The organism is Streptomyces sp. NPDC006430, assembly GCF_040612395.1.
Classification (GTDB): domain Bacteria; phylum Actinomycetota; class Actinomycetes; order Streptomycetales; family Streptomycetaceae; genus Streptomyces.
This window is the reverse complement of sequence record NZ_JBEXQA010000010.1, coordinates 64,165-76,649: the sequence shown is the minus strand read 5'-3', so window position 1 is coordinate 76,649 and position 12,485 is coordinate 64,165. Positions and strand designations below refer to the sequence as shown.

The 12,485-nt window shown below is 72.2% G+C and carries 8 protein-coding genes; all 8 read right to left on the bottom strand.

All coding sequences use genetic code 11. The features are described from left to right. Positions 1-103 precede the first annotated feature (103 nt). Positions 104-1,312, bottom strand: a complete 1,209-nt coding sequence (mycP, locus tag ABZZ20_RS17095; RefSeq protein WP_356870191.1) for a type VII secretion-associated serine protease mycosin — start codon at positions 1,310-1,312, stop codon at positions 104-106. A gap of 9 nt (positions 1,313-1,321) precedes the next feature. After that, a complete protein-coding gene (gene mycP, locus ABZZ20_RS17090) occupies positions 1,322-2,497 on the bottom strand; it encodes a type VII secretion-associated serine protease mycosin (RefSeq protein ID WP_356870190.1) in 1,176 nt (391 codons plus the stop codon). Between the two features lie 21 nt (positions 2,498-2,518). After that, positions 2,519-3,982 (bottom strand): hypothetical protein, encoded by a 1,464-nt coding sequence (locus ABZZ20_RS17085; protein ID WP_356870189.1) that lies wholly within the window; start codon positions 3,980-3,982, stop codon positions 2,519-2,521. Next, positions 3,982-4,476: a DUF2563 family protein gene (locus ABZZ20_RS17080; protein ID WP_356870188.1), complete on the bottom strand. Its 495-nt coding sequence runs from the start codon at positions 4,474-4,476 to the stop codon at positions 3,982-3,984. Before ABZZ20_RS17080 ends, ABZZ20_RS17085 begins: the two co-directional genes overlap by 1 nt. A 169-nt stretch (positions 4,477-4,645) precedes the next feature. After that, positions 4,646-6,997: a xanthine dehydrogenase family protein molybdopterin-binding subunit gene (locus ABZZ20_RS17075; protein WP_356870187.1), complete on the bottom strand. Its 2,352-nt coding sequence runs from the start codon at positions 6,995-6,997 to the stop codon at positions 4,646-4,648. After that, positions 6,994-9,216 (bottom strand): (2Fe-2S)-binding protein, encoded by a 2,223-nt coding sequence (locus tag ABZZ20_RS17070; RefSeq protein WP_356870186.1) that lies wholly within the window; start codon positions 9,214-9,216, stop codon positions 6,994-6,996. The genes ABZZ20_RS17075 and ABZZ20_RS17070 overlap by 4 nt, the downstream gene beginning before the upstream one ends. Further along, a complete protein-coding gene (locus tag ABZZ20_RS17065) occupies positions 9,213-10,097 on the bottom strand; it encodes an FAD binding domain-containing protein (RefSeq protein ID WP_356870185.1) in 885 nt (294 codons plus the stop codon). The genes ABZZ20_RS17070 and ABZZ20_RS17065 overlap by 4 nt, the downstream gene beginning before the upstream one ends. A 432-nt stretch (positions 10,098-10,529) precedes the next feature. Next, positions 10,530-12,170 carry a beta-N-acetylhexosaminidase gene (locus ABZZ20_RS17060; protein WP_356870184.1) on the bottom strand — a complete coding sequence of 547 codons (1,641 nt, stop codon included), beginning with the start codon at positions 12,168-12,170 and terminating at the stop codon, positions 10,530-10,532. Positions 12,171-12,485: the final 315 nt, after the last annotated feature.

Below are 12,485 nucleotides of genomic sequence, written 5' to 3'. Positions count from 1 at the left end.
GGGTCGCCCTGGTTGGTGCGCGTACCCGGAGCGAGGTGGCAGGACGGGCCGTCGCGCCGGGCCGGCGCCGCCGCCCGCACGGATCAGGTCAGGTCAGGTCAGGTCAGCGGCACACCCGACGTACGACGACCGCGGCGACGGCTGCGCCGACGACCGCACTGGCACCCCAGCCGAGCAGCGTCCGGGGAAGGACGCTGCGACCGGCCCGGCCGGCCTCGGCCCGAAGGGCAGGAAGGCCCGACGACTTGCCGTCGGCCGGCGGGGAGGGCGGGTTCCTCCCCTGCGCGCCCGCCAGGTCGGGAAGCGGGTAGAGGTCCCCGGGACCGGGGTCGGGGTCGCCGGAGGCGGGCGCGGCGAGCAGGGCGATACGGGGGCGTACGACTCCGTAGCCGACGTAGTCGTCGCGCCCACCGCCGCCGACGGGCTGGGCTGCGGTGTTCAACAGCACCCGCAGGACCTGGTTGTTGGTCCAGTCGGGGTGGACGGACCAGAGCAGGGCGACGGACGCGGAGGCGAGTGCGGTCGCGTCACTGGTGCCGTGGTGACTGCAGAAACCCGAATCGGGGCCGGGATCGGAGTCGGTCTCGTCGGCGCATCCGGTGACGATGTCGACGCCGGGGGCGGCCAGATCGACCTGCGGGCCGTGCTGGGACTCCTTGGTCGCGGCATCGTCCGGGCCGACGGCCGAGACGCCGACCACACCCGGCGAGCCGGAGGGGTACATGACCTCGTTGGGTCCGTCCCCGTCGTTGCCGACCGAGGAGAAGATCAGCTTGCCCTTGTCCAGGGCGTACCGGACGGCGGCGTCGAGCTCCTCGCTCTCACCGGGCCCGCCGAAGGAGATGTTCAGGACCTTGGCGTCCGAGTCCGCGGCGAAGCGGATCGCCTCGGCGATCGACTGGTGGAGGCGGAGGTTTCCACCTCCCTCGGAGACGCGGAGCGGAAGGATTTTGGCCCCGGGTGCCAGCCCGAACGCCCCGCCGCCCGTCGGACGCTTGCCCGTGCCGGCGATGAGGGCGGCGATGCCGGTGCCGTGATCGCCGTAGTCGGTGCGCTCGTCCCCCTCGTACCCGTGGGAGAAGTCCTTGCCCTGGACCACCTGGCCGTCGAGCTCGGGGATCCGGCCGACGCCGGTGTCTATGACGGCGACGGTGACGCCGAGGCCGGTGCTGAACTTCCACATCTGCTCGGCTTGCATGGCAGCGAGATGCCACTGCTCTGGCCGAGCGGACCGGGCGTATGCGGCTGGGGCCCCTACGGTCCCGGCCAGCAGGAGGCCGGCCAGGGCCGAGGTGGTCCGACGCATCCGCATCGGGCGACGTTAGGCGTTCCTGCGCCGAACGACAACAGCGACGACGGCTCCCCCGATGAGCACGCAGGCACCGAGCCCCAGCCCGATCCACAGCACGGGACTGCTCCCGTCCTCCTTGGCCTCGGCCTGGGGGGCACCGGACTCGGGCTTCTTGCCGCCAGTGGAGACCGAGGGGGCGGGCGAGTTCTTCGCGTCTGCCGCCGCCAGATCAGGCAGCGGGAACACATCCGCCGGCCCGGGATCACCAGGGTTGGGCACCGCGATCCGCGGCCGAACCACGCCATACCCGACGTAATCGTTCCGCGGCACGCCTTCAGGCTTTCCGGCGGTGTTCAGGAGAACGCGGAGGACCTGGTTGTTGGTCCAGTCCGGGTGAGCGGACCAAAGCAAGGCCGCCGAGGCGGAAGCGAGCGCGGTGGCGTCGCTCGTGCCGTGGCTGTTGCAGAGACCTGTGCCGCCATCGCATCCGGTGACGATGTTGACACCTGGGGCCGATAGATCCACGAATGCGTTGTGTTGCGATTCCTTGGTCGCGGCACCATCTGGGTCGACAGCAGCAACGCCGACCACTCCAGGAGTGGCGGCAGGGTAATAGATCTCGTTCGAGGTATCCCCGTCGTTTCCTGCACCGGCGAAAATCAGCTTGCCTTTACCCAAGGCATACCTGACTGCCTTACTGAGGTCCTCGCTCGTGCCATCGCCGACAATTGAGATGTTGAGGATTTTTGCGTCGGAATCCGCTGCGTACCGAATGGCCTCGATCATCGACTTAAAGATAGGGCCACCATCACCACCTCGGTCGATTCGCAGAGGAAGAATCTTCGCATCGGGTGCTAGGCCAAACGCACTGTCCGCGCCTCCAGGGCCCTTGCCGTTGCCTGCGATGATCGCAGCCATGCTCGTGCCGTGATGGCCATAGTCAGTACGTTCATCGCCTTCGTAGCTGGGCGCCGCAAAGTTCTTGCCAGGGAGGACCCGGCCCTCAAGTTCGGGAATCCGCGCAACACCGGTATCGATCACCGCAACGGTGACGCCCTTGCCCTTGCTGATTTTCCAAATGTCGTCGGCCTTCATGGCGTCGAGGTGCCATTGCTTGGACCGGATCGTCTCTGCATGGGCCGGGGTCGCCGCGACCCCGGCCAGCAGGAGGCCGACCAGGGCCGCGGTCGCCTTACGCATGCGCATCCCGTGCAACGTCCGTTCTGCTCAGTCGATCACCGGCGGAACAACGTGCTCGTCGCTCTGCCAGGTCTCTTCGTCTTCGGCCAGGTAGTCGGGGCGCTCGCCCTCCCGCTGGTCACGCTGGTTACCAGGAGTGTGAACACCCGCACCACCATGGCCCATGGCACCGCGGGCCGAAGCGGCTCCGGAACTGTTGCGCACGAGGCCCGAGCCGCCCGGCGTGAACGGCTGACCTCCCGCACCCGTGGCGGGCCGACCGACCGTGGGGGACTGACGGCCGCCGACGACGCCGCCGGGCTCCATGGCCAAGCGACGGCCCACCCCGGAACCACCCGGGCCGCCGACGTGGGGTCCGCCCCCGCCAGGGTGCATTCCGCCGCCCATGCCACGGCCGAGTCCCTGCTGGCCGCCGCCTTCCTTGCCGATGACGGTACCGCGCGGAATGCCGGCACTCGGTCCATTGGTGGTCACCGGTCGCCCGCCCATGATTCCGGTGTCACGGGGGAGCAGGCCCGCAGTACCGCCGGCCTTACTGAGGGGAGGAGTCGGCACCTGGAATTTGCTGCCGGGTCCGCCAGGCCCGCCACCTGATGGGATCGGCGTACCGATGGGCGGGAGCGAGATGGGCGCAATGGGTCCGGGGCCGCCACTCGGACCCGGTCCGGGAAGCGGAACGCTCGGCAGGCCCGTGACCGGAGGAAGGGTCTTGTCGGGGAGCGTCGCCACGTGGTCGAGGTCCACGTCCACGTCCCGGTCCGGAAGGCTGGGGACTGGTGCGGGGTCAGTCGGCAAGTGCGGCGTAGCGTCCGGCTGGTGGCCAACCGCCCGGTTCGGTGAGTCCGAGGACCCTTCACTGCGCGGTGCCGTTGGGGCGAAGGAGGAGCTACCGGAACCAGAACCATCGCCAGAACTACCACTCGACCGGGCCATATACGAGCTGCTAGAGACCTCGTCCGACGGACGGAACTCTCCCGGCGGCGGCGGGAAGGTCGGGATTTCGGCCTTGCCCATCTGGGTCGACGACTGGTCGTACGAGCCCGCCAGCTTTGTCAGGGCGTCGACGGCCTTCTGGTGGTCGCCGTTCAGCTTGACGGTGGCGATCTGGCCGATCTTGACCGAGTCAGGGTCGTTGTGGAAGTCCCTGGCGGCCTTGAGGTCGGCGGCGGCGTCCGTGTCGTACGCCGGCATGTTCTTCTTGACCTCGACCATGGTCTGCGCGGCCTCGGTCATCCACTTGCCGCCGGCCTCGCTGTAGTCGGCCAGGCGCAGCGTCGCGCTGCCTGTCTGGCCGACCCAGGTCTCGAAGGCCGTGGCGGCCTCGCCCTCCCAGCCCTTCACCCGGTGCTTCTTGAGGCTCTCGCCGATCTCCTTGATCGTCTTGGCCGCCTCGGTCAGCTGCGTGCCGCGGGCCTTCACCGTTTCCGCGTCGAGGGAAGCGATCATGGCGAGCAGCTGCTGGTGCGTGTAGCTCTCGAAGTCCGTTGCCATCAGATCCCGCCCGGTCCATTGCCCGTGGAGCCGTGCTGGGCCTCCTGTTGCTGCTTCTCCGGGTCGCGGTCAGGAACGTAGTCCTTCTTCGCCTGCGCGACGATGGCGCGCATCCGTGCCTCCGTTTCCGCGTCCACGTTGCCGTAGCCCTTGCCCGCCGTCAGGATCGCGATGCCCAGGGCCTCGATCTGCCCCGCCAGGCCCTTCGACAGGTTCTGGAGCTGCGTGTGCACCGTCGAGTACGCCTTGTGGAGGGCTTCCGCCTCCGCGAAGCCGTGGCCCAGCGCCCCGTCGGGCAGGGTCGTGTGGGCCAGCTTCTTGTCGGCCGCCTGGGATCCGTCGAGCTTGTCCAGGAGCTCGTCGACCCGGTTCTTGAATTCCTTCATCGACTCGAACTCGACCTCAAGCGCCTTCGCCTGCGCCATGATCGCGTCCGCCATGCCCGCATTGATATTGCCCAGCCCCAACAGGCCAGGCGCCGACTCCTCTGCCACGATGGCCTCCCCGACTCCCCGTTATTCCCGTGGTTGCAGCGTTTCCGCTGCTTCCCCGGCCCCGTTCGCACCCGTTCGCACGGGCACGTACTACGTCTTACCGATCACTCTAGCGAGCGGCACCGACAGTCCCAACCTCGGGGTTGCACGTGCAATGCGGGTCACACGGTCACGAGTTGGGCGCTGCGACGGCTGCCGATGGCCGGATCGGGATCCTGTTCACCGGGCGGCCCGTGGCCGCGCGTACTGCCGAGGCTACCGCTGCCGGGGTCGTCACCACAGGGATCGCGCTCGCCGCCTTCGCGCCGAACGGGGCCACCACGTCACGCTCTTCGACCAGTTTGACGATGCGCACCGCCGGGGCGTCCAGCGACGTGGGCAGGGCGTAGCCCGTCAGGTCGGGGTGGCGGACGAGGCCCGAGACCGAGCGGAGGTTCTCCGTCAGGGCAGCGCCCACGCCTTGTGTGACGCCCGCTTCGATACGGGCTTCCAGCTGGCGGGGGTTGAGGATGCGGCCCACGTCCTGGGCCACAGCCAGTTCCACGACCCGGACCGAGCCGAGTTCGATGTCCACGTCCACCACCGCGCGGATCGCGCAGAAGGCGAGGCCGACGAACGCGTCGCCCTGGCCGTCCCCGTCCAGGGGTTCCGTCGGGTGGGGGCGGCACTGGGCCGTGGCCCAGAGTTCCTTGCCCGCCATCGCCTCCGCGACCGTCGTCGAGAACGCGCCGTCGTACGACGTGATCCGGCCGTCCGCGATCTGGAGGAGCTCCGTGGACATGCCGAGCTTGTGTGCCATCGGCTGGAGGAGTTGGGTGCGGACCATCTTCGCGGCCCGTTCGACGGCGCCGCCGGACACCCACGTGTGGCGTCCGTGCGCCGAGGGGCCCGCCGGGGGCTGGTCGGTGTCTACCGGGGCCGTCACCACCTCGTCCACGCCCAGGACCTCCTGGACGATCTGGCGGGCGAGGGTCGAGAAGCCCTGGCCGGTGTCGACGGCCGCGCAGATGACCGTCGCCGAGCCGTTGACGACCTTGACGGTCGCCGTCGACACCTCGTCCGTTCCTTCCGCGCCGAGCATGTGGACCATGCCCACGCCGTACCCGACGCCGCGTCGCACCGCACCCGGCTCGCCCGCGCCCTCCGGGCCGCCCGGCAGCAGCCACTCCTCCTCCGGGGTGTCCTTCGGGAGCGAGGGCAGTTCGAAGTCGCGTACTGCGCGCAGGAGTTCCGCCACCGGTGCCGGGCAGGTGACCGTTTGGCCGGTGGGCAGGAGGTCGCCCGTCGCGAGGACGTTGCGCAGGCGTAGTTCCGCCCCGTCGAGCCCGAGGGCCGCTGCGAGCTTGTCCATCTGGCCCTCGTACGCCGCGCAGACCTGCATGGCGCCTTCGCCCCGTACGTGGCCCGACGGCGGGTTGTTCGTACGGACCGCCCAGCCTTCGACGAAGGCGTGCGGGACGACGTACGGGCCGCAGGCGAACGCCACCGCCGCGGCGAGGGATTCCGAGGAGGCGTCCGCGTACGCGCCCGCGTCCATCAGGATCTGGGCCTCCACCTTGATCAGGCGGCCGTCCGCGTCCGCGTGGTGGCGGTAGCGCAGCAGCGTCGGGTGGCGGTGGGTGTGGCCGAGGAAGGATTCCTCGCGGGTGGCTGCCAGTTTGACCGGGTGGCCGGTGCGGAGGGCGAGGAGGCCCAGCGGGAGCTGGAAGGCCGCGTCCTCGCGGTCGGCCGTCGCGCCGGGGACGCCGGTCACCACGACGCGCACCCGGTCGGGTTCGAGGCCGAAGCACGCCGCCGCCAGGTCGCGGTCCAGGTGCGGGTCGGTGGAGGCGGTGTAGATCTCCACGCCGCCGTCGGGTCGCGGCACGGCCAGGCCGGCTTCGGCGCCGATGGGCGCGGGGTCCTGGCGGCCGATCCGGTACAGGCCCTCGACGACGACCTCGCCGGTGGCCTCCGGGTCGCCGTAGCGGAGCGGGATGTGCCGGATGAGGTTGCCGTCGGGGTGCAGGGCGGGGGCGCTGAAGGACTGCTCCGGGTCGGTCACCGCGTCGAGGAGTTCGTACTCGACGGCGATGGCGGCGGCTGCGAGGCGAGCGGTGTCCGGGTGGTCGGCGGCCACGGCGGCGATGGGCTCGCCGTGGTGGCGTACGACGTCGTGCGCGAAGACCGGCCGGTCCGCGATGCGGCGGCCGTGCGTGGTCGCGCCGGGAAGGTCTGCGTGGGTGACGACGGCGTGCACGCCGGGCATCTCGGCGGCTGCGGAGGTGTCAATGGACAGGATGCGGGCGTGGGCGTGCGGGGAGCGCAGTACGGCGGCCCACAGCAGGCCCTCGGCCCACAGGTCGGCGGCGTACGGGAAGGTGCCCTCGCTCTTGGCGTGCGTGTCCACGGACGGCACGGAGGCCCCGATTCCGCGCGGAACCTCCTGCTCACCCGCCTCGGGCGCCGCGGCGGCCGACGTACCCGTGGAGACCGATACCGTCGTCGTCGCCGTCGCCGTGGCCGCGTCGTGCCCGCTCACGCCATGCCTCCGTTGTGGTGGATCCCGCCCTCACCGGGCGGCGCCTGGTGCGGGATGCGCGCTTCCGGGGCGTCCGGAGACGAAGGAGCCCCGGCCCCGGCCCCGGCCTCTACCCCAGACCCAGCCTCGGCCCCAGCCTCGGCCTCGGCCGTCGCCGCACGCTCGGCGACGACCTCGCGGACCGCCTCGATGACGCCCTTGTAGCCGGAGCAGCGGCAGAGGTTCCCGCACAGGGCCTGCCGGGTCTCCAGCTCGCTGGGGGCGTGGTTGCCTTCCAGCAGGTCGTGGATGGTCATCGCCATGCCGGGTACGCAGAACCCGCACTGCACCGCACCCGACTTGCACAACGCCTGCTGCACGTCCGAGAGTTCCCCGCCGCTCGCGAGCCCCTCCACCGTGCGGACCTCGCTGCCGGCCGCCGTCGCGGCCGGGACGAGGCAGGAGGCGACGAGCCGGCCGTCGACCTGTACGGCGCACGCGCCGCATTCGCCCTCCGAGCAGCCGTCCTTGGCGCCGGCGAGGCCGAGGCGTTCGCGCAGCACGTAGAGCAGCGACTCACCGATCCAGGCGCCGGTGACGGGTCGGTCGGCGCCGTTGACGCGCAGGACGTAGGAAGCCAGTGGATGCTCGTGATGGGCGACGGCCTCGGCCGTCGGTCCTTCTTCGTACGTCGGCACCTCGGCCGGGAGACCTTCGCCCGTTCCTGCAACCGGCGCCACCACGGCACTGTCGGCGGTGTCCGCACCCGGCACGGGTGCGGCCCCGACTTCGCCCGGGACCGGGCCGGAGCCCGCGCCCGGCTGCCCGTCCGCGTGGGCGGGCTCCGCCGCTGCGTCGTGCGCCGATCCCGTGGAACCGTGCCCGTGCTCACCGGCCCCGTGGCCGAATGCCGCGAAACCGTGCCCGTTCGTGTCCGTGGGCTCCGCGAAGCCGCCGGCGCCTGCGCCGGGTCCGCCCGCGAGGGCGTACTCGGGGGCCGTGACGGTACCCGCCTCGGGTTCGGGCTCGGCTTCCGGGGCGTGCTCCGGTTCGGGAGCACGCACCAGTTCCGGCCCCAGTTCCGGCTCCGGCTCCGCAAGGGCAGCCGCAGCGCCGGCCGCGTCGGCGTACGCGCCGGTCGAAGTCGTCGCCGGCGCGTCGGATGTCTCTGCCGCCGGGTGCTGCCGTTCCCCCGTGACGGGCGGCGCCGCCGGTCCGTGAGCGGCCTCGATGTCGTGCGGAGCCGGATGCGCCGGCTCCCCTTCCGGGAGCGTGCCCACACCGGGGCCGCCCAGCACACGCGGGGCGCGCCCCGGGACGCCGACCCCGGGTCCGCCCAGCCGTCGCAGGCCCCCGCCCGACGTGCCCGGGTCACCCGCGTCCGGCCGCGCGTCGGGCAGTACGCCCGCGCTCATCGCGGCTTCCGGGCGTGCTGCCTCGAAGTCGGGGTGCGTGGCCCACGGGGCCGCGGCTCCGCCCGGCAGCGTCGCCGGGGCCTGGCTCCAGTCGGCCGCCGGTGCGACCCGCTGGAACTCGCCCGTCTCCTCGCGGAGTTCCGGAAGGGTCCACTGGCCGGTCGTCACGGGCTCGGAGTCCTGCACCGCTTCCGGGAAGCGCCACTCGGCGGTCGCCCCGGGATCCGTCTCGCCCTCGGCCTGCGCCGCTGCCTGGCCCTGCCCCTGGTGCTGACCTTGGGCCTGTCCCTGTCCCTGGCCCTGGTGCTGATCTTGGCCCTGGCCCTGGTGCTGACCCGGGAAGTCGCCCTGGAAATCGGCCTGGAAATCGGCCTGGCCGTGCCCCGGGTCCGCGAACGCCGCCGCCACCGACGCCGGGATCGGGATCGAGGCCGGGATCGGTCCGCCGACCGGCAGCGGAGAGGCCGTGGCCGCCCCGGCAGCCGTGTCGGGCTGCGCCGCCGCTCCCGCCTCGGGCCACTGCGCCGGAATCGTCCACGTACCCGTTGCGGCCGGGTCCGTGCCGGCGGGGCCGAGCGGCACGATCATCGGCGGCGGCACGTACCCGTGCCCGGGGGCCGCCAGCGGCTCCCCGGTGCCGAGCGCGTCCAGCATGTCCTGCGGCAGTTTCACGAAGGCCGTCGCGTCGGAGTCGTACTCGCCGCCCTGCGGCACCGGCTCCCAGCCCCAGCCGGCGCCGGCCCGGCCGTCGGATCCCGCGGTTCCCGCAGGCCCAGCGGGACGCCTGTCTCCCGTCGTTCCGCTCACGTTCTCGTTCTCACTCATGAGGTCAGCGCCCTCCCCAGGGCCCTCCGTGCCAGCACGGCCACCGTCCGCCGCAGATGCAGTACGCCGGGAGCCACCGGTTCCCCCTGGTCGGGGACGCAGGCGGCCGCGACGTACTCGCCGAAGGCCTCCAGCGCCTCGGGGGCCAGGGTTCGCTCCCCGTCCCAGTCGATCAACGAGGCCACCCACTGCTCGGCTTCCAGCGGCCGAAGCGGCATCGGGGCGACCGCGCCGATCGCGCAGCGCACACCCCGGCGCGCAGGGTCCAGTACGAGCCCCACTGACGCCACGGCCCGCCCGGGCCCGGTACGCCCGGTGGCTTTCAGGAAGACCTGCGGCGCGTGCAGCAGCGGCACCCGGACGAAGCCGATCAGCTCACCGGGCCGCAGCATCTCGCGGCCGGCCAGCAGGTAGGAGACCGGGATCTCGCGCCGCGACCCGCCCGGGCCGTGGACGACGAGGATCGCCTCCAGTGCGGCCAGCACGGGCAGCGCGTCGCCCGTCGGCGCGGCGGTGGCGATGTTGCCGCCGAGGGTGCCGGCGTTACGGATCTGCGGGGGCCCGGCGGCCCGTGCGGCCGCGGCCAGCGCGGGGATCAGCGCGGCGAAGTCGGGCCGCCCCATCCGCGCGTGGGTGAGGCCGGCGCCCAGCAGTGCGTGTCCGTCCTGGTACTGCCAACCGCGGATCTCGTTGATCCGGCCAAGGCCCACCAGAGCGGCGGGCCGCAGCAGCCCTGCGTTGACGGCGGCCATGAGGTCGGTGCCGCCTGCGACGGGCACGGCGGCGGGCATGGCGGTGAGTGCCGCCACGGCCTCGTCGAGCGAGGCCGGCAGCGTCACGGACTGCGCCGCCTGCGGTGTGTGCGGTGCGTGCGTGGTCAACCCAGCTGCCCCTTCCCGATGTCCCGGTCCCGGCGCTCACGCCTGTCCGCCGTACGGTACGTGCTCACCGCCGGGACGTGGCAACTCTGGCACATCTTCCCCACCGTCCGGCGCGAGGGTCCGGCGGGCGCCCCCGGAAGCTCCCGGCCGTCCGGTTTCCCCCGTATTCACCGAATCAGCCGAATCCGAAGAATCCTCCGAATACACCTCAATCGAGCAAGAGTTCCCGACCAGCCCCCAAGAGCGAAGGACGTCCGGGAAGCCGCAAGAGTTCCGATGAAGACCGAAGAAGTCCGAAGGAGCCCGAAGGATTCCGAACAGTCCCGCGCGGATCCTTACCGAGCCGCACCGATCCTTACCGAGCCGCACGGCCCGAACACCGCGAACGCCCCGGACACCCGGAGCACCTCGGAGCAGCCCCGCGCGCCCGGATCACACGTTCGGGGGCTCCCCCTCGATCGGACGCCCGAGCACCCCCGGCCGCCGCTGCCACGGCAACGGACCGCCCGGCGGCCGGTAGTCGACACCCAGCGCGTCCAGCCGCCGGAAGTGCCCCCGCAGCCGGGCCTGGAAGCCCGTGTGGTCCCGCCGCGCCGGTTCCGGCAGCCTCGACCACACCACCTCCGCGAAGGCCGCCAGTCGCGGGAACACCTGGTAGTCGACCCGGCTCTGGTTCTCCATCACCTCGGTCCACACGTTGGCCTGCGCGCCCAACACCCGGGCCGCGGCCGCCTGCGACAGCTCCGCGGGCACCGGCTCGAACCGGTACACGTCCTCCAGCGAACGCACGTACCCGATCGGCACCGGTTCGTCCTCGCCACCGGACTGACGGTGGTCCAGGTACACCTGCTGCTCCGGGCACATCACCACGTCGTGCCCGGCCTCGGCCGCGGCGATCCCGCCCGCGTACCCGCGCCACGAGGACACCGCGGCCCCCGGCGCCAGCCCGCCCTCCAGGATCTCGTCCCACCCGATCAGCCGTCGCCCGCGCGCCGCGAGCCAGCCGTCGAAGTGCCGGACGAACCAGGACTGCAACCCGTCCTCGCCGTCCACCCCCAGCTCCCGGATCCGCTCCTGGGCGACCGCCGACGCGCGCCACTGCCCCTTCGGGCACTCGTCCCCGCCCACGTGCACGAACGGTGAGACCTCCGCGGGGAAGAGCTCCAAGAGCTCCTCGAAGACCCCCTCGTAGAACCGCAGTACGCCCTCGGTCGGCGCGAGCACGTTCTCGCTGATCCCCCAGTCGTCCCACACTCCGAGCGCCGAGGTATCGACCACGTCCACGTTCCCCAGCTCGGGGTACGCGGCGATGGCGGCCTGCGAATGTCCCGGCACGTCGATCTCCGGGACCACCCTGATGTGCCGCTCGGCGGCGTACGCGACGATCTCGCGGATGTCGTCCTGCGTGTAGAAGCCGCCGTGCGGGGTCTCGTTCCACAGCGGTGAGGCCCGGTGCCCCCAACGGCTGCGCGGGCGCCACGCACCGACCTCGGTAAGCCGTGGGTGGCGCTTGATCTCGACCCGCCAGCCCTGGTCGTCCGTCAGGTGCAGGTGCAGCACGTTGAGCTTGTGCGCGGCGAGCAGGTCCACGTACCGGAGCACCCCGTCCTTGGGCATGAAGTGCCGCGCGACGTCCAGCATCATCCCGCGCCATCCGAAGCGGGGCGCGTCCTCGACCACCCCGTACGGCAGGCTCCACGCCCGGCCTGCCGCAGCCGGCGCCCGCCGGTGGGCATCGGCCCCCAACATCTGACGCAGCGTCTGCGCGCCCCAGAACAGCCCGGCGGCGGATCCACCCGCGAGGTCCACCCCGCTCCCGTCGACGGTGAGCGCGTACCCCTCCGGCCCGAGGCGTTCGGCCACGCGCCCGTCGAGCCGCAGCCGTACGGCACCCGTCGCGCCGTCCCCGACGGACGGGAGGTCCCAGCCGGTGGCTGCGCCGAGTTCGCGGCGCAGCCAGCGTGCGGTGCCCCCCGCACCCGGCCCCGCGGCGAGGGCCGGCTCGGGCCCGAACACGTAGGGGGGCGCGTCCTCGTTCAGATTGACGACCCGGGGAAGGGGGATCAGGTCCATACGTCAGCCCTTCACGACAGCTGCGTTGCGCTCTGCGCAACACCCGTTCCGCAGAGCGCTCGTTGTCGCCGACCCTAGTACGCAGAAGGCCCCCGGGGTGCGCGGTTGCGCATCCCGGGGGCCTCTGGAGTACCTCGTCCCGCGGAGTCGGACCGGCGTACCCGCCGCCCCGGGGTCTCCCGGCCGGAGGGCCGAGCGACGGCCCAGGGACCCGAGGACCACACCACCCGGCCGACCGAGGGCCGCAGGATCACAAGGCGGGCAGGCGGGCAGGCCGAAGGGCAGGCGGACTGAAGGGCCCGGAAGACCTGGAGG